This is a genomic window from Pedococcus sp., from assembly GCF_036554925.1.
GTDB lineage: Bacteria > Actinomycetota > Actinomycetes > Actinomycetales > Dermatophilaceae > Pedococcus_A.
Genome location: NZ_DATBMI010000066.1, coordinates 74,355 through 90,557, shown reverse-complemented (window position 1 = coordinate 90,557; position 16,203 = coordinate 74,355). Strand labels below are relative to the sequence as shown.

Below are 16,203 nucleotides of genomic sequence, written 5' to 3'. Positions count from 1 at the left end.
GGGGGGGGGGGGGGGCGGGGGTTGGGGGGGGACGCTGTCGCCGACGCCCGGTGGCAGGATGGGCAGGGTGAGTGCCACTTCGCCTGCTCTGTCCCGTTCTGCCGTGGAGTTCTGGTTCGACCCGGTCTGTCCGTGGGCCTGGATGACCTCCAGGTGGATGGACGAGGTGGAGCTGGTGCGCCCCGTCGACGTCACGTGGTCGGTGATGAGCCTGTCGGTCCTCAACGAGGGTCGCGACCTTCCCGGGGACTACCGCACGATGATGGACCGCGCCTGGGGTCCGGTGCGCGTCATCACCGCCGCGGCGCAGGAGTACGGCGACAAGGTCGTCAAGCCGCTCTACGACGCGATGGGGGCGCGCATCCACCTCGCCGGGGAGGGCGACTACAGCCAGGTCCTCGTGCCTGCCCTGGGCGAGGTCGGCCTCGACACCTCGTTCGCGGCGGTGGCGGGCACCGACGAGGTCGACGAGATCCTGCGGGCCAGCCACCAGCGCGCGATGTCCCTGGTCGGCGACGACGTGGGCACCCCCGTCGTGGCCGTGGACGGGACCGCCTTCTTCGGCCCCGTGGTCAGCCCCGCGCCGAAGGGCGAGGAGGCAGGGCGCCTCTGGGACGGCTGCGTCCTCGTGGCCGGCACCCCCGGGTTCTTCGAGATCAAGCGCAGCCGTACTGTCGGCCCCATCTTCGACTGAGAGGCACCGTTCATGCGCGTCCACATCGGCGGCGACCACGCCGCGTACGACCTGCTCGGCGAGCTCGTCGCCTTCCTCGAGGAGGAGGGCCACGACGTGTCCAACCACGGACCCCACACGTACGACGCGGTCGACGACTACCCGGTGTTCTGCCTGAGGGTCGGCGAGGCCGTCGCCCACGACCCCGAGTCGCTGGGCATCGTGCTCGGTGGGTCCGGAAACGGCGAGCAGATGGCGGCCAACAAGGTGGCCGGGGTCCGCGCGGCGCTCTGCTACAACGAGGAGCTCGCCCGCCTCGCTCGTGAGCACAACGACGCCCGGGTCATCTCCATCGGCGCGCGCATGCAGTCGGGGGACGAGGCGAAGGCCATGGTCCGCACCTTCCTGGCGACGCCCTACTCCGGCGAGGCCCGCCACCAGCGGCGCATCGACATGCTCACCGCCTACGAGCAGTCGGGGGCCCTGCCGCCACTCCCGGGATCTGTGGATTGAGCACGAAGGCCTGAGGTGCATCACTACGCTGGGTCGTGGGTTGGACGCCGGCCCGGCGGCGTGGACACCAGTCCGGACCCGAGCCTGCCCCGAAGGTGCCTGTGACGTGGAAGTCCCCAGCGACGTGGTGATGCGCCGCCGCGCCACCGCGCGCTGGCAGCGGGTCCGGCGCGGCCGCAGTGTCGGACGGCGGCACTGGGCCCGGCTCGCCGAGCCGGGGACCGCGGTGCTCCTGGCCCTCGGAGTGGTGGGCGCGTGGTACGCCATGATCCTGTACCCCAACCATGTGCCGTTCTCCGCGTACATCCCCTTTGCCGTCATCGCCGGCCTGCTGCTCACCCCGAAGAACCTCGCCGCCGTCGACGGCGTGCTGCTGGTCGCCGGGGCGATCACGGCGGTCCGTCGTGGCGACGCGAGCGAGCCGCTCTACCTCGCGGCGTACGTCGTGCTCGCGGCGATCATGGTCATCATGTTCTGGGTTGCCTCGTCCCGGGCCCGGCTGGGTGTCCAGGGGACGCTGGGGGAGTCCATGCTCGTCGACCTGCGCGACAGGCTGCGCACCCAGGGTGAGCTGCCGGACCTCCCCGCCGAGTGGGGCGCGGAGCTGTCCGTGCTCTCGGCCTACGGCGAGTCGTTCTCGGGCGACTTCGTCGTGACGAGCAAGACCGGCGACGCGCTCGAGATCGTCCTGGTCGACGTCTCCGGCAAGGGCATCGCGGCCGGCACCCGGTCACTGCTGCTGTCCGGCGCGTTCGGCGGCCTGCTCGGCTCCATGCCGGTCGAGCGCTTTCTCCCGGCGGCCAACTCCTACCTGCTGCGCCAGCACTGGGACGAGGGGTTCGCCACCGCGGCGCACGCCTACGTCAACCTGCGGACCGGCGAGTTCAGCATCGGCTCTGCCGGCCACCCTCCAGCCGTGCGGTTCTCCGCCGGCTCCGGCCGCTGGGAGGTGCTCGAGGGCGAGGAAGGGCCCGTCCTCGGCGTGACGGACGGCCTCGACTTCCCGCGCACGTGCGGCGTGCTCGGCCGCGGTGACGCCCTGCTGCTCTACACCGATGGCGTCATCGAGACGCGGACTCGGGACCTGCGTGACGGCATCGACCGCATGCTCGGGACGGCCGAGCAGATGATCAGCCGCGGGTTCTCCGGCATGGCGGCGAAGATGTGCGCCGCAGCTCGCGCCGGCGAGACCGACGACCGCGCGGCCGTGCTCGTCTGGCGCCGCTGACCGGGGCCGCGGACGTCTCGGACGTCAGGCAGCCTGCTGGGCAGCCGAGCGGGCGGCTCGAGCCCGCTGGGACAGGTCGGCGCACTCGAGGCACACGTCGTCGGGCACCAGCCCGATCTTCATGAGGCCGCTGAAGAGGATGCAGCCGACGCAGACCCCGAGGACCGCCTCGAGGGCCGGGAACACCACCATCACCACGCCGATGACGACGACGGCGGCGCTCGCCGCCTGTGAGCCGGTCGCCGCGCTCAGCACCCACAGCAGCGTGGCCGCCCCCGTCATGACGGCGCCGATCGCGGCGGCGAACCGCTTCGGCGGCCCAGCGGTCGGCCGGGGCGGGGCGGCGATGCGGGGTCGCAGGGCGCTTCGGACGAACCGCGCGACCGGGCTGGCGTCCGGGCCGAGTGCGGCCCGCAGCGTGAAGTCCGCGGCCAGCAGGGCGTAGAGCCACCACTGCTGGGTGGCCAGGGCGACCGCCCCCACCACCAGGACCACGGCGGCGATGAGCCGCACCGTGATGTCGTCGACCAGGCTGGGGAAGCGGGAGATGCGCATGGGTTGATTATGCGACACATAAGCAACGGTTATTGCTGTGGGTGGTGCACGTCTCGCGATCCGGGAGGTATCCGTGAGGTCGGACTGTGGTCGTCGCGCGGTTCCGTCCATTTTTGACCATTTCTTGAACATTGGTTCTCTTGCCCGTCCATGTCCGGCTTGTGAGGGTTCACTGTGGGCCGCAACCCGTGCGGGCCAGCTCACCAGGAGGAGAACCACGTGAGAACCCGCATGAGCCACAAGCTCACCGCGCTGTCCGTGACCGCTGCCTGCGGCGCGACCGCCTTCACACTCGCCGCGCCGGCCGTGGCCGCGCCCCTGCAGGCGCCGACCGCGTTCGTCGTGCTGCAGGGTGGCACCGGCACCGACAAGGCCTCCGCGGCCACCCGGGCGGCGGGCGGCACCGTCACCCAGGAGTGGCCCCAGATCGGACTGGTCATCGCCGAGGCGTCGGACGACACCTTCGACGACCGCGTGAGGAAGATGCGGGGCATCGTCGGCGCCGGCCCGACGCGTGCGCTGCAGGCCTTCTCGGCGCCGACCGCACCGGCAGCCGGGGTGCCTGCCGGCCTCGGCCCGGGGACCGCCGGTGGTGACGACACCGCCGAGCCGCTGAACTCCCAGCAGTGGGACATGCGGATGATCAAGGCCGACAAGGCCCACCTGGCGACCGACGGCAACCGCGACGTCACCGTCGGGGTGCTCGACTCCGGGATCGAGGCCGACCACCCCGACCTCGCCGCCAACATCGACCCGGCGCAGTCGGTCAGCTGCGTCGACAAGGGCCGGCCCGACACCTCGCCGAGCGCCTGGGGCCGCAGCACCTCCGACCACGGCACCCACGTGGCCGGCACGATCGCCGCGGCCCGCAACGGCGTCGGGATCGTCGGCGTGGCGCCCAATGTGCGCCTCGCAGCGGTCAAGGTCGTCGACGACGACGGGTACATCTACCCGGAGTACGCCATCTGCGGCTTCGTCTGGGCGGCCGAGAAGGGCATGGAGGTCACCAACAACTCGTACTTCATCGACCCGTACTACCTGTGGTGCAAGTCCAACAAGGACGAGCGCGCCGTCATCACCGCCGTCGAGCGGGCCCTGAGGTACGCCGACAAGAAGGACGTCGTCAACGTCGCCTCCGCCGGCAACTCCCGCTGGGACCTGTCCAAGCCGATCGACGACACGGGCTCCCCGAACAACCTGCCCGAGGGTGAGGAGCCCGAGGTCCGCCACACCGACCACCGGTGCTACGACATGCCGGCGGAGCTGCCCAACGTCGTGACCGTGTCCTCGGTGGGCCCGACCGCGGAGAAGGCCTACTACTCCAACTTCGGCAAGAACGTCATCGACGTCACCGCTCCCGGCGGCGACGCCTGGCTGGACTGGAACGCGCCGAAGTCCAACGCCGCCGACGCGATTCTCTCCACGACCGCGGGCGGCAAGTGGGGCTACAAGCAGGGCACCTCGATGGCCGGCCCGCACGCCGCCGGTGTCGTTGCCCTGGTGCGTGGCGCGGAGCCGGGCCTGTCCGCCAAGCAGGCCGTGCGGGTCCTCACCCGGGAGGCCGACACGCTGGCCTGCCCGGAGCTGTACGACTACACCGACGACAATGTGGCGGACGCGACCTGCGAGGGTGGCGCGAAGGGCACCGGGTTCTACGGTGCAGGCATGGTCGACGCCCTCGAGGCCGTCACTCCCTGAGGCTCACCAGCTTCCCCAACCCGGGGCCCGGCCGCCCGTGCGGCCGGGCCCCGGTCCGCTCAGGGGAGGTCCTGCGGTGACCTACCCTTGACGCCCGTGACCAGTCAGCCTCGCGTGCGCACCTACAACGCCCGTCGCGGCCGGATGTCCCCGCTCACCCAGAGCCGGCTCGCGGAGCTCGGGCCGCGGCACGGCATACCGGAGGGCCCGCTCGATCCCGAGGCGGCGTTCGGTCGCCGAGCCCCGCTCGTGCTCGACATCGGGTGCGGCCACGGAGCGGCCGCCATCGCGTATGCCGTGGAGCACCCCGAGCACGACGTCCTCGCCGTGGACGTCCACCCACCCGGGATCGCGCGGATGCTGGCGGCGGCCGAGCTGCGCGGCGTACCGAACCTCTGGGCCCACGTCGGCGACGCCGTGGCGCTGCTGGAGCACCGCATCGCGTCCCGGTCGGTGTCGGCGGTGCACCTGTTCTTCCCCGACCCGTGGCCCAAGGCCCGGCACGCGAAGCGCCGCTTCATCAGCGCGCACACCCTCGACCTCATCGCGGACCGGCTGGTCGACGGCGGCCGGCTGCTCGTGGCCACCGACCACGACACGTATGCCGCGCACGCCTGCGCCGAGCTGGCCGACCACCCGGAGTTCGACGTCGCACCCGCGGCGCGTCCCGGTTGGCGGCCCACCGAAGGCTTCGAGGCCAAGGGCATCGCCGCGGGACGCGCTGTCACCGACCTGCGGGCCGTCGGGCGGCACTCGGGCGGGCGGCGCACGGGCTGAGTCCCGCCCCGTGTCCCGCTCCCGGGACCTTGGCCACTGGTGACGACGGCTGTGCCGGGTGACGGTGGGGGTCGGAGCCTGCAGCCGGGCGCGGCTCGAGGCTCGACCCTGTCGCGGGAGGTGGCAACGTGCTCGAGCTCGTCTCGACAGCCGTGGTGCCGGGGGCTCGCGCGGGTGAGGTGCTGCGGTTCATGCTGGAGCCGACAGACTCGGTGTACCGGTCCTGGTGGCCCGGGGTGCACGACCGGTTCCACATCACGTTCCGCAGCCGCCGACCCGACCACGTGGGCGACCGGGTCCTGATGGACGAGCGGGTCGGACGGCGGCGGCTGAGGTTCGCCGGCACGGTCGTCGAGGTCGTCCCGGACCGTCGGGTGGTGTGGCAGCTGCACCAGGGCGTGCCGCTGCCGGTGCGTCTGCGCCTCGACCTTCAGGACGCCCCTGCCCCCAGCGACGAGGCCCCCTCCGTGCGGGTGCGCCACACGGTCCAGGCGGGGTGGGCCGGGCCCGGTCGGATCGCCGATCCGCTCTTCGGGCTCTACCTTTCCAGTCGGTTCGCCGCCGACCTCGATGAGCACGTGCGCACCGAGTTCGCCCGGCTCGGTGCCGTCCTCAGCGGGGGGCGGTCCCGGTGAGCGGACGGGTGCGGGTCGGGTTGCAGCTGGGCACCCAACCGCCGTTGAGCGCAGTTCGGGCCTACCTGCTGGCGGCGCGGGCGATGCGGCTGGACTCGGTCATGGTCATCGACCACTTCCAGAACCTCTTTCCCAGCGTGCTCTGGGACCAGGACTTCACCTGGCTGGCCAAGCGCAAGCCCACCCCGCACGACCACCTCGACTACCAGGCGCTCCTGGGGTGGGTCGCCTGCCGGGCCGGCCGACTTCAGCTCGGCGTCGGCGTCACCGACCCCATCCGACGTCACCCCGTCGTCATCGCCCAGGCGCTGATGACCGTCGCGCACATGACCGACCGGGTCCCGGTGCTCGGCATCGGTGCCGGTGAGCTGCTCAACATCAGGCCCTACGGACTCGACTACGCCGGGCGCACCCGTCGGCTCGAGGAGGCGCTGCAGGTCATCCGGCTCTGTCTGGACGCCGGTGCGCCCGGTCCGCTGGACTTCACCGGACGGCACTTCCGCCTCGACGGCGCCCGCCTGGACCTGCGCGCCCCCAAGGGCCGGAACCCGAGGGTGTGGGTCGCCGCGCACGGGCCCCGCACCCTCAGCCTGGCCGGTCGGTACGGCGACGGCTGGTACCCGACCATGGTCGCCAGTCCCGAGCAGTACGCGGACCAGCTGGCCACGGTGCGGGACGCCGCCGCTGCGGCCGGACGCAACCCAGCCTCCGTCACCGCTGCACTGCACCGGTTCACCGTCATCGCCCGCACCGAGGCCCGGGCCCGCGCCATGCTCGACACGCGCGCCATCCGGGCGCTCGCACTGGTCGTGCCCGCTGCCCAGTGGCGGGCCGTGGGGGCCACCCACCCGTTCGGGGACGACTTCAGCGGCCTCGGGCAGTTCCTGCCCGAGCGGCAGGACAGGGCCGAGCTCGAGCACGCCATGGCCGCCGTCCCGACCGAGCTCCTCACCCGGGGGCCGCTCCTGTGGGGCACCGTCGAGCAGGCGGTGCGCCGGCTGCGCGAGTACCAGGCGGCCGGCCTCGAGCACGTCGTGCTGTCCCCGGTATCCGGGCTGGTCTCCCCGGGCGCAGCCCTGGAAGGGCTGTACGCCACCGGCGCCATCGCCCGGGCGCTGCGTCGCGACTGACGCCTCCGCCAGCGGTCACCGGGTTCCCGGGTCGTCGGGGCCGGGCAGTCTGTGCTCGGTGAACGGCACGTCCAGTTGGCGTCGGCCGAGCTGCGCCTGCAGCGCGGTGGTGAACAGACCCTGACCGGGTCGCTCCGCAGCTGCGACCACCTCGTCGGTCAACCAGGCCCTGGTGAGGTCGTGAGTCGATCGGCCGACCCGGCGCGCGGCGACGCCGAGATCCATGGTGGTCCTCACACCGCAGCTCGGCGAGCCTGCAACCCCGACCACGGCCACCACCTCCACGCCCGCCCCGGCGGCGTCGGCGAGATCGTGCGCCACGGTGCGGGCCAAGCGGGCGTACCGCCACCGCAGGTAGCGCTCGATCACCGGCAGCACCAGCGGAGCCACAGCGGTCGCCCGCCGGTGGGCGAGCGCCCACAGCATGGGCGGCCGGCGCACCCCGCCCCAAGAGCGCTGCTCCGGGCACGGCATCTGCACCAGCCCAGCCCCTTCGTCCAGGTACGGCTGCAGCGCTGCTGGAACCGCGCCCGGGCACGCCGCACCGCCGGGGTACCGGGTGTTCTGGTTCAACAGACAGTGCGAGAGCACGACGACACGGCGACTGCGCCCGTCCACCAGTTCGGGCGGCAGGTGTGGGGCACCGACACGCGCTCGCCTGTCCACCCGTTCACGATGCTTGCCCGATCCGGCCCTCGGCAGGGCCGCAAGTCCCTCCGGAGGCTCTCCGTCCCACGCGATCGGGCACGTGCGTGTCACGCCCGGCATGCAGGAGCAGCGGGAAACGACCACGCCGCAGGTCGGGGAGAAGTCCCTGACCTGCGGCGTCGTGGGTGGAGCGGGTGACGAGAATCGAACTCGCGTAGCCAGTTTGGAAGACTGGGGCTCTACCATTGAGCTACACCCGCGCGGACCCGGAGCATCACCCCGGGACCCGAGCGGCTAGCCTAATGCCCGCACTCGCGTGGGCCGAAATCGGCTCGCCGGGGCGGGGTATGGCGCAGGTTGGTAGCGCGTCCGCTTTGGGAGCGGAAGGCCGCCGGTTCAAATCCGGCTACCCCGACAGACACGGACAGGGCCCCCGTCACGGCGACGGGGGCCCTGTCGTGTGCCGTTGGCCCGCGGCGACGAGGCGTGTCCGGTTCGTCAGCCCTTGCCACCGGCGCGGAAGGCGACCCAGGCGTCGCTCATCCGTTGCGCCTGGCCCTCGGTGAACATGTCCATGCAGGAGTCCTGCGTGTAGTCCATGAAGTTGTGGATCGGGTCCAGTCCCGGCGCCGCGCAGGTGTCGGCACCGGCGGGGCAGTTGAACTGCGGCTGTGCCTCCTTCGGGGTGTCCGCGACGAAGTCGCCCGACGCCGAGCACCCGTTGTTGAACGTGTGGTGGAGCATCAGCCAGTGGCCGACCTCGTGGGTGAGGGTGTCGCCGAGGGCGTACTTGCCGGCGGTGCCGCCCGGCATCGACTCGTCGAGGATGACGACGCCGTCGACCGTGTCGCGGCCGTTGTTGTAGCCCTTGGGGAAGTAGGCCCAGCCCAGGAGGCCGTCGCCGATGTCAGCCGAGTAGACGTTGAGTGTCGTCGAGTCGCCCTCGTGGAGCGCGGCCTTCATGTCGCGCTCCGTCTTGCCCGGGGTGACGGTGTACCACTCCGGGTTCACGACGTAGTTGACCTCGGCGAGGTCGAAGCGGAACGGCGTGTCCGCGGCGTCGGGCGCCGTGGCCCCCGAGAAGGAGTCGTTCAGCACCGACATCTGCGCCTCGATCATGGCCTGCATCCGCGTCTTCTCGGCGGCCGTGAGCGCGTGGTCGGAGATCGAGTGGAAGACGGTCCGGATGTGGACGCTGCCGTCACCGAGGTATGCCGAGTCCTTCAGGGCACCGTAGGCGTTCGCCTCGTTGTCGGGGTGGAGCTTGGGCTCCTCCGCCGTGCCCCCGTCACGGACGCGCGCCGTGTCGAGCCCGCTGCCGGGCTCGCACGCGGCCACGGCGGGTGAGCTGAGGGAGGCCGGTGCTGCGGCCGGGGTGCCCGTGCCGGCGCCCCCACTGAGAAGGACCGCCGCTGCCGCTGCACCGAGGACGGCCAGCCGCGAGGACGTGGTTCTGCGCACGGTGTGAATACCTTTCGACGGAGACAGCCCCTGTGGGAGCTGCCTTCGGAACGTACCGGGCCCCGGCGGTCCGTGGAGGCTTACCGGGCGCCGGATCCGCAGGTCACAGGCCGTACTCCTCCAGGAGCCGCAGCCAGATCTCGCTCATCGTCGGGAACGCGGGCACGGCGTGCCAGAGGGTGGCGAGCGGCACCCGTCCCACGATCGCCACCGTGGCGGGGTGCACGAGGTCGGCGACGTCCTGACCCACGAAGGTGGCCCCCACCAGGGTGCCCGTGTCCTCGTCGACGACGATGCGGGCCCGGCCCTGGTAGCCCTCCGCCTGCAGCCCCGAGCCCGCCGCCTTGTCCATCGGGACGTCGACGACCCGCACCCGGAGGCCGCGCTCGCGCGCCTGCTCCTCGGTCAGCCCGGTCGAGGCGACCTCGGGGTCGGTGAACACCACCTGCGGGGAGCCGAGGTCGGTGGCGTGGGGCACCAGGGCCGGGCCCGTGTCCGGCTGCCCCGTGGCCCGGGCGGCGACCAGGTCGGCGCAGGCGCGGGCCTGGTACTTGCCCATGTGCGTGAGGAGGCTGATCCCGGTGACGTCGCCGGCGGCATACAGCCATCGCTGCCCGTCGAGGCCCTGGGCCTCCATCCGCTCGCTGACGCGGATGTACCCGTGGTCGTCGGTCTCCACACCGAGGGACTCCAGGCCGAGGTCCCCGGTGTTGGGGGCACGGCCCACCGCCACGAGGACCTCGTCCGCGACGACCCGGCTGCCGTCGTCGAGCACCACCGTGACCTCGCCCGAGGGGCCGAGCCGGGAGACGGCCGTGGCCGCGGCGCCGAGCCGGATGTCGACCCCGTCATGGCGCAGGCTCGCGGCAACCGCCTCAGCAGCGAACGGCTCGGACCGCCCGAGCAGCCGGTCCTCCTGCTCGATGATGGTCACCTCGGAGCCGAGGGCCGCGTACACGAGCGCGAGCTCGCAGGCCACGACGCCACCGCCGAGCACGACGAGCCGGTCGGGCACCTTCGGGGAGGTCGTGGCGTCACGGTTGGTCCAGGGGCGGGCCTCCCTCAGCCCCGGGATGTCGGGGACCAGTGGCGAGGTCCCGGTCGCGACGATCACGGCGTGCCGCGCCTCCAGCAGCTGCCCGTCGACCTCCACCCGACGCTCGCCCGCCAGCCGCGCCGTCCCGCGGACCAGGTCGATGCCGACGTGCTCCAGCCAACCGACCCCGCCGCGGTCGCTCAGGGAGCCGTCCCCGCGCTTGTTGACCCAGGTGTCCCGGCGGGAGAGAACCCCCGCCGGGTCGAGCCGCGCACCGACCGACCCCTCGACGCGCTGCGAGGCACGGGTGACGTGCACCGGCCGGAGCAGCGCCTTGCTGGGGGAGCACGCGTAGTAGCTGCACTCGCCCCCCACGAGGTGGTGCTCCACCACGGCGGCGGTGAGCCCGGCCTTGCGCAGCCGGTCGGCGGCGACCTCGCCGGTCGACCCCGCTCCGATCACGATCACGTCCCACGTCCGGCCGGTGGCGTCGCTCATGGCGACAACCTACGTCCGCGCGGCCAGCCGGGCCCGTCGGCGACGCGGTGCCGCCGGCACAGGGGCTAGAACCCTCCGCTGGCGTCTCCACCACCGGCGCCGAACGCGCCCCCGCCGCCGACGGCGTGGTTCCACGTCGCACCGGGGTTCAGCCGGGCGTCGTGCCACTTCTCGTGGTGGTCGATGGCCTCCCACTGTGCCTCGGCCGGCTCTGGCTCGGCACCGTCCCAGGCGGCATACCCCGTCAGGAGGCCGAAGGCCGCCTCCGAGACCAGCGCCGCGTCCGCGAGGCGGCCCAGGACGGCTGGATCGCAGTGCCGCAGGAGGGAGCCGGGGCTGCGGCGCTCGCCCAGGACCAGGAGCCGGGAGAGTGCCGGCACGTCGTCGGCGTCCAGGCGCAGCCCTGCCACGAGCTGCTCCTGGATCGTGCGCAGCACCGTGCCGCGGTCGGTGGCCGGGATGACCGCGAGCGCCTCCTGGTGGATCGCCTCGAGGGCGTCGGCGGGTGCGGTGCGCAGGAGGTAGCGGTACTGCCGGACGACAGGGTCCTCGCGGTCTGCCCCCGGCTGCTGCTCCCGCTTCGACCTCCTCAGCAGGCTCATCTTCCGACGGTAGCCCCACACCGGCGGGCGGGGGAAGGCGCTGGGTGGCCGTCGTGCCGTGGCCGTGCGCCGTGAGCATCCGGTGGCCATCCGGTGCGCCCTCGGTGCGCATTCGGTGCTGGGCCGCGGGGCGGCTACGATGGGGAGTTGGCCCGGTCTGAGCGCCACGATCGGCGTGCGCCCCGGCCTTTCCTATTGCCCCACGATCCTGGAGTAGCCAGCAGTGAAGAGTGCCGTCGAGACCCTCAACCCGACCCGGGTCAAGCTGACCGTCGAGGTCCCCTTCGAGGAGCTCAAGCCGAGCCTCGACGCGGCATACCGGACCATCGGCTCCCAGATCCAGGTGCCCGGCTTCCGCAAGGGCAAGGTCCCCGCGCGCATCATCGACCAGCGCGTCGGCCGCGGTGCGGTGCTGCAGGAGGCCGTCAACGAGGCCCTGCCGCAGTTCTACGGCCAGGCCGTCGAGGAGAACCACGTCCGTCCGATCGGCCAGCCCGAGGTCGACGTGACCGAGGTCCCCGCCGACCCCGGTCAGGACCTCAAGTTCACCGTCGAGGTCGACGTGCGTCCCGAGATCACGCTGCCCGACTACAGCACCCTCACGAGCGAGGTCGACTCCGTCGCGGTCGACGACTCCGACATCGACGAGCGCCTCACCTCCCTGCGCGAGCGCTTCGGCACCCTGGTCGGCGTCGAGCGCGCCGTCGAGACCGGCGACTTCGTGTCCATCGACCTCGCCGCCACCATCGACGACGAGGAGATCGACTCCGTCACCGGCATCTCCTACGAGGTCGGCTCGGGCAACATGCTCGACGGCATGGACGACGCGCTCGTCGGCATGACCTCCGGCGAGACCAAGACCTTCACCGCCCCGTTGGCCGGTGGCGACCGCGAGGGCCAGGACGCCGAGGTCACCGTGACCGTGCAGTCGGTCAAGGTCCGTGAGCTGCCCGAGCTGAACGACGACTTCGCCCAGCTCGCCTCGGAGTTCGACACCCTCGACGAGCTCAAGGCCGACGTCACCAAGCAGGCCGAGCGCGCCAAGAAGATGGAGCAGGGCGTCCAGGCCCGCGACAAGGTGCTCGAGCTGCTGCTCGAGACCGTCGAGATCCCGGTGCCCGACAGCATCGTCGAGGCCGAGGTCCGCTCCCACCTCGAGGGCGAGGACCGCCTCGAGGACGACGAGCACCGCGCCGAGGTCGAGACCAACACCCGCAAGGCCCTCAAGGCGCAGTTCCTCCTCGACGCGATCGCCGAGCAGGAGGAGATCAACGTCGAGCAGCCCGAGCTCATCGAGTACCTCGTGATGTCCGCGCAGCAGTACGGCATGGACCCCAACCAGTTCGCCCAGGCGATCGACCAGCAGGGCCAGGTCCCCGCCATGGTCGCCGAGGTGGCCCGCCGCAAGGCGCTCGCCAGCGTCCTGGAGAAGGTCACCATCGTCGACACCGCCGGCAACACCGTCGACCTGGGCGAGCTCAACGAGCGCCCCGAGCCGGCCCTCGACGACGAGGCCGGCGCAGAGCCCGCGGAGGCTGTTGCGGCCGAGGCCGGCGAGGCCGACGCCAAGGCCTGACCGGCCCCGCTCATACCGCTGCTGTACGCCGCGGCTCTGGACACCCAGGGCCGCGGCGTACGTCTTTGTCCGTGGCCGCCAACCCGACTTGTCGGACTTCGAATCGCACGAACGGCTCGATTGTCGGGGCGGTCTTTACCTCGCATCCCCCCGGCTCGACCATCGCGCCATGGACCCGGTGTCGTTTCACAAGCTGCGGCTCGCGATGCAGGAGAACGCCAACCCCGCGAGCTCCCTGGACGTGCTCGAGCTCGAGCACGCGCTGCGCGAGCAGCTCGAGGCGTGCGGGCTGTTCGACCAGATCGAGGTGGGCTCGACCGGTGACCCCGACCAGCTGGCGATCGCCCTGTGCCGCTGCGCGGCTGACGTGCCCGTGTGGGAGGCCGGCCACCGGCTCGAACGGGTGTGGGCGGTGCTGCGGAGCCAGGCCACGTGGGAGGTCCACGCCTCGACGGTGGCCGAGGAGGTCATGGACTTCGAGGGCGCGATGATCCTCCCGGACGGCCACCACTTCCTCACCCTCCACGTGGTTGCCCTGCGCCACAGCGAGATGGCCGCACCGGAGACGGTGCAGGATGCGGAGGCACTCGCGGAGTGACCGCTAGGTCGGCGGGGGAGCCGACGTGGTGCCGATCCGGAGCTCCGTCGGCATCGTCGCGTTCGCCGGGTGCTCACCGTCGAGCAGCGCCTGCACCATGGCGCCCAGGCGCTGGCCCTTCTCCTCGCCGTGCTGCAGCACCGTGGTGAGCGTGCCGGGGAACCAGGGCAGCTCGATGCCGTCGAAGCCGGTGACGCTGAGGTCGTCCGGCACGCGCAGCCCGAGTTCCTCGGCGGCCTGGACCGCCCCGAGCGCAAGCAGGTCGGACTGGGCCACGATCGCGGTGGGGCGGACCTCGCGGGGGACGTCCAGCAGCGTCCGGGCCGCCAGGCGCCCCTGCTCGAGGTCGGGCAGGGACGTCTGCACCATGGGTGCGTCGTCGCCGAAGACGTCGATGAAGCCTCGGGCCCGGTCGCGGGCGTCCGGGTAGTCCGCCGCGTCGAGGGCCGCGAGCGCGAACGGCTCGGTGCGGCTGTCGGTTCGCAGCTGCATCGCGACGTGCGCCGCGCGGCGGTGCCCCAGGTCGCGGAGGTGGAGGGCTGCCGAGGCACTCGCGGCACGCTCGTCCAGGCGGAGCTGCACGACGCGCGGGTCCTCGGGGGCGCCGTTGCCGACCATCGGTATGCCGCGCGCGGCCAGGTGGTCCACCACGGGGTTGTGGGTGGGGCCGCAGAGCGCGAACACGACGGCGTCGAGGGCGTAGCCCGCGAGCTGGGCGACGGTGCGCTCCGGGTCCGAGGGCGGCTGCGCGATCAGCAGCATGCCGGCGGGCACGGCGTCGAGCACCTGGGCGAGGCCGTCGAGCACGCTCACGGCGAAGGGGTCCCGGAAGGCGTGCAGCAGCCGCCCCTCGACGACCACGCCCACCACCCCGGCCCGGCCGTGGCGCAGGGACGACGCCAGGGGGTCCGGACCGGCATACCCCAGCGCGGCGGCGGCGGCGCGGACGCGCTCGGCGGTGGCGGCCGCCACGGGGCCCTTGCCGCTGAAGACGAGCGACGCCGTGGAGGTGGACACGCCGGCGCGGTCGGCGACCTCGCGCAGGGTGGCGCGGGCTTGACGGCCAGTGGACATGGCCGTCACACTATCGAATCGATTCGATCGAATCGATTCGATCGAATCGATTCGACCCGACCGGCGGAGTGGCGCTGCCGCGACCCTGACAGTGCCCACCGCACGACACCGACGCCGGCACCGACACCGACGCCGACACCGACACCGAGACCGCAGAGAAGACCCGACCGTGACCCAGCCGTCGACCCTCAGCCACGACCGCCTCCTCGCCGCCCGCACCGCGGTCTACGTCGTCTTCGCGATGAACGGCCTGGCCTTCGCCGCCTGGGCCTCCCGGATCCCCGACGTCAAGCAGACGCTCGGGCTGACCGCCGGGCAGCTCGGCGTCACCCTGCTGGCCGTCTCGCTCGGCTCCATCCTCGGCCTGCCGGCGTCGGGGTGGATCTCGCACCGTCTCGGCGCCGCCGGTTCGGTCCGCATCGGCCTGGCCAGCATGACGGTCGGGATGGCCGGCATCGGGCTCGGGGTCGACACCCTCGGCGACCGCTGGGTCGTCGCCGCGGGCCTGTTCGCCCTCGGTCTCGGCGTCGGCGTCTGGGACGTCGGCATGAACCTCGAGGGCGCGAGCGTCGAGCGCCTGCTCGGGCGCAACATCATGCCGCGCTTCCACGCAGCCTTCTCCGGGGGCACCGTCGTCAGCGCCCTCATCGGCGCGCTCATGGCGTGGCAGCGCGTGCCCCTGACCGCCCACCTGCTGGGTTCGGCCGTGGTCATCGTCGGCACCGGGCTGTGGGCGATCCGTTCGTTCCTGCCCCGCGCGCTGGAGTCCGAGGACGCGTCAGCGGCCGAGGGCGCCGCGGAACCGGGCGCGACGGGCGCGGCGCGCCTCGGCGTGCTGTCGGCGTGGACCGAGCCGAAGACGCTGCTCATCGGCGTGCTGACGCTCATCGCTGCCTTCACCGAGGGGACCGCGAACGACTGGGTGTCGGTCGCGTTCGTCGAGGGCTACGGGTTGCCGACCTGGGCGGGTGTCCTGGCCTTCGCCACCTTCCTGTCGTTCATGACTCTCGGGCGCATCGTGGGGACCGCCCTGCTCGACCGCTACGGTCGTGTGCCGACGCTGCGGGTGATGCTCGTCGGCGCCGGCGTGGGCAGCCTGCTCGTCGTCTTCGGCGGCACCCCCGCCCTGGCCTACCTGGGCGCGGCGATCTGGGGCGTCGGCGTCTCGCTGGGCTTCCCGGTGGGGATGAGCGCCGCCGCCGACGACCCCGAGCGCGCCGCCGCCAGGATCTCCGTGGTCGCGACCATCGGCTACACCGCCTTCATCGCGGGGCCGCCGCTGCTCGGCTTCCTCGGGGACCACTTCGGGATCCTGCAGTCACTCCTCGCCGTCGGCGCCCTTCTCGTCGTCGCGCTCCTGGTCCTGCCCGCCGTGCGGGAGCCTGCCCGGTCGCGCCGCGAGGAGGAGCCCGCAGCAGCCGCGGCTGAGTAGCGCACCTCAGGCGCCCGGTCCCGGGACCCCCTAGCCTCGCGGCAGCGTCCGTGACGAGGGGTGACGAGG

The 16,203-nt window shown here is 72.5% G+C and carries 16 protein-coding genes and 2 tRNA genes; 11 read left to right on the top strand and 7 right to left on the bottom strand.

Annotated features, from left to right (window positions below; translation table 11 throughout):
• The first annotated feature begins 142 nt into the window (after positions 1–142).
• The 3 genes from VIB11_RS05910 to VIB11_RS05900 all read left to right on the top strand — a co-directional run bounded on the left by VIB11_RS05910 (position 143) and on the right by VIB11_RS05900 (position 2,414).
• A complete protein-coding gene (locus VIB11_RS05910; RefSeq protein ID WP_414695770.1) occupies positions 143–694 on the top strand; it encodes a disulfide bond formation protein DsbA in 552 nt (183 codons plus the stop codon).
• 12 nt (positions 695–706) lie between these two features.
• Entirely contained in the window at positions 707–1,186 is a 480-nt protein-coding gene (locus VIB11_RS05905; protein WP_332029287.1) for a ribose-5-phosphate isomerase, read from the top strand.
• A 106-nt stretch (positions 1,187–1,292) separates the two neighbouring features.
• A complete protein-coding gene (locus tag VIB11_RS05900; RefSeq protein WP_332029286.1) occupies positions 1,293–2,414 on the top strand; it encodes a SpoIIE family protein phosphatase in 1,122 nt (373 codons plus the stop codon).
• A 24-nt stretch (positions 2,415–2,438) separates the two neighbouring features.
• Here the strand turns inward: VIB11_RS05900 and VIB11_RS05895 are convergent, their stop codons facing one another.
• Entirely contained in the window at positions 2,439–2,969 is a 531-nt protein-coding gene (locus VIB11_RS05895; RefSeq protein WP_332029284.1) for a DUF4395 domain-containing protein, read from the bottom strand.
• A 219-nt stretch (positions 2,970–3,188) separates the two neighbouring features.
• On the opposite strand from VIB11_RS05895, the gene VIB11_RS05890 reads away from it, so the two are divergent.
• The 4 genes from VIB11_RS05890 (at position 3,189) to VIB11_RS05875 (ending at position 7,209) form a co-directional block, all read left to right on the top strand.
• The gene (locus tag VIB11_RS05890; RefSeq protein ID WP_332029282.1) at positions 3,189–4,667 is read left to right on the top strand and encodes a S8 family peptidase; all 1,479 of its coding nucleotides are present in this window, start codon (positions 3,189–3,191) and stop codon (positions 4,665–4,667) included.
• Between the two features lie 96 nt (positions 4,668–4,763).
• Entirely contained in the window at positions 4,764–5,444 is a 681-nt protein-coding gene (gene trmB / locus VIB11_RS05885) for a tRNA (guanosine(46)-N7)-methyltransferase TrmB (RefSeq protein WP_332029280.1), read from the top strand.
• Between the two features lie 128 nt (positions 5,445–5,572).
• Positions 5,573–6,079 carry a hypothetical protein gene (locus VIB11_RS05880; protein ID WP_332029278.1) on the top strand — a complete coding sequence of 169 codons (507 nt, stop codon included), beginning with the start codon at positions 5,573–5,575 and terminating at the stop codon, positions 6,077–6,079.
• Entirely contained in the window at positions 6,076–7,209 is a 1,134-nt protein-coding gene (locus tag VIB11_RS05875; RefSeq protein WP_332029276.1) for an LLM class flavin-dependent oxidoreductase, read from the top strand. Before VIB11_RS05880 ends, VIB11_RS05875 begins: the two co-directional genes overlap by 4 nt.
• Positions 7,210–7,224: 15 nt before the next feature.
• Here the strand turns inward: VIB11_RS05875 and VIB11_RS05870 are convergent, their stop codons facing one another.
• Both VIB11_RS05870 and VIB11_RS05865 read right to left on the bottom strand, forming a co-directional pair.
• The gene (locus VIB11_RS05870; RefSeq protein ID WP_332029274.1) at positions 7,225–7,875 is read right to left on the bottom strand and encodes a 2-thiouracil desulfurase family protein; all 651 of its coding nucleotides are present in this window, start codon (positions 7,873–7,875) and stop codon (positions 7,225–7,227) included.
• 168 nt (positions 7,876–8,043) lie between these two features.
• A tRNA-Gly gene (locus tag VIB11_RS05865) sits at positions 8,044–8,117 on the bottom strand.
• An 81-nt stretch (positions 8,118–8,198) separates the two neighbouring features.
• On the opposite strand from VIB11_RS05865, the gene VIB11_RS05860 reads away from it, so the two are divergent.
• Positions 8,199–8,272 (top strand) — tRNA-Pro (locus VIB11_RS05860).
• 83 nt (positions 8,273–8,355) lie between these two features.
• On the opposite strand, the gene VIB11_RS05855 is transcribed toward VIB11_RS05860, so the two are convergent.
• The 3 genes from VIB11_RS05855 to VIB11_RS05845 all read right to left on the bottom strand — a co-directional run bounded on the left by VIB11_RS05855 (position 8,356) and on the right by VIB11_RS05845 (position 11,454).
• Positions 8,356–9,318: a zinc metalloprotease gene (locus tag VIB11_RS05855; protein WP_332029272.1), complete on the bottom strand. Its 963-nt coding sequence runs from the start codon at positions 9,316–9,318 to the stop codon at positions 8,356–8,358.
• Between the two features lie 103 nt (positions 9,319–9,421).
• A complete protein-coding gene (locus VIB11_RS05850; RefSeq protein ID WP_332029270.1) occupies positions 9,422–10,852 on the bottom strand; it encodes an NAD(P)/FAD-dependent oxidoreductase in 1,431 nt (476 codons plus the stop codon).
• Between the two features lie 65 nt (positions 10,853–10,917).
• Positions 10,918–11,454 carry a hypothetical protein gene (locus tag VIB11_RS05845; RefSeq protein ID WP_332029268.1) on the bottom strand — a complete coding sequence of 179 codons (537 nt, stop codon included), beginning with the start codon at positions 11,452–11,454 and terminating at the stop codon, positions 10,918–10,920.
• 223 nt (positions 11,455–11,677) lie between these two features.
• Here VIB11_RS05845 and tig point away from each other — a divergent pair, with 223 nt between their 5' ends.
• Positions 11,678–13,030, top strand: coding sequence for a trigger factor (gene tig / locus VIB11_RS05840; protein WP_332029267.1), 1,353 nt, complete (start codon positions 11,678–11,680; stop codon positions 13,028–13,030).
• 169 nt (positions 13,031–13,199) lie between these two features.
• The gene (locus VIB11_RS05835; protein ID WP_332029265.1) at positions 13,200–13,628 is read left to right on the top strand and encodes a hypothetical protein; all 429 of its coding nucleotides are present in this window, start codon (positions 13,200–13,202) and stop codon (positions 13,626–13,628) included.
• A 3-nt stretch (positions 13,629–13,631) separates the two neighbouring features.
• Here VIB11_RS05835 and VIB11_RS05830 read toward each other — a convergent pair whose 3' ends face one another.
• A complete protein-coding gene (locus VIB11_RS05830) occupies positions 13,632–14,702 on the bottom strand; it encodes a LacI family DNA-binding transcriptional regulator (RefSeq protein WP_332029263.1) in 1,071 nt (356 codons plus the stop codon).
• Between VIB11_RS05830 and VIB11_RS05825 the strand changes: the two genes are divergently transcribed.
• A complete protein-coding gene (locus VIB11_RS05825; RefSeq protein ID WP_332029261.1) occupies positions 14,701–16,134 on the top strand; it encodes an MFS transporter in 1,434 nt (477 codons plus the stop codon). The two genes, VIB11_RS05830 and VIB11_RS05825, sit on opposite strands and share 2 nt — an antisense overlap.
• Positions 16,135–16,203 lie beyond the last annotated feature (69 nt).

Bases quoted from the DNA above. Each gene is read 5' to 3' on its own strand.
- VIB11_RS05910 (WP_414695770.1), top strand. From the start codon at position 143: ATGACCTCCAGGTGGATGGACGAGGTGGAGCTGGTGCGCCCCGTCGAC.
- VIB11_RS05905 (WP_332029287.1), top strand. From the start codon at position 707: ATGCGCGTCCACATCGGCGGCGACCACGCCGCGTACGACCTGCTCGGC.
- VIB11_RS05895 (WP_332029284.1), bottom strand. From the start codon at position 2,969: ATGCGCATCTCCCGCTTCCCCAGCCTGGTCGACGACATCACGGTGCGG.
- VIB11_RS05850 (WP_332029270.1), bottom strand. From the start codon at position 10,852: ATGAGCGACGCCACCGGCCGGACGTGGGACGTGATCGTGATCGGAGCG.
- VIB11_RS05845 (WP_332029268.1), bottom strand. From the start codon at position 11,454: ATGAGCCTGCTGAGGAGGTCGAAGCGGGAGCAGCAGCCGGGGGCAGAC.
- VIB11_RS05835 (WP_332029265.1), top strand. From the start codon at position 13,200: ATGGACCCGGTGTCGTTTCACAAGCTGCGGCTCGCGATGCAGGAGAAC.
- VIB11_RS05825 (WP_332029261.1), top strand. From the start codon at position 14,701: ATGGCCGTCACACTATCGAATCGATTCGATCGAATCGATTCGATCGAA.
- VIB11_RS05830 (WP_332029263.1), bottom strand. From the start codon at position 14,702: ATGTCCACTGGCCGTCAAGCCCGCGCCACCCTGCGCGAGGTCGCCGAC.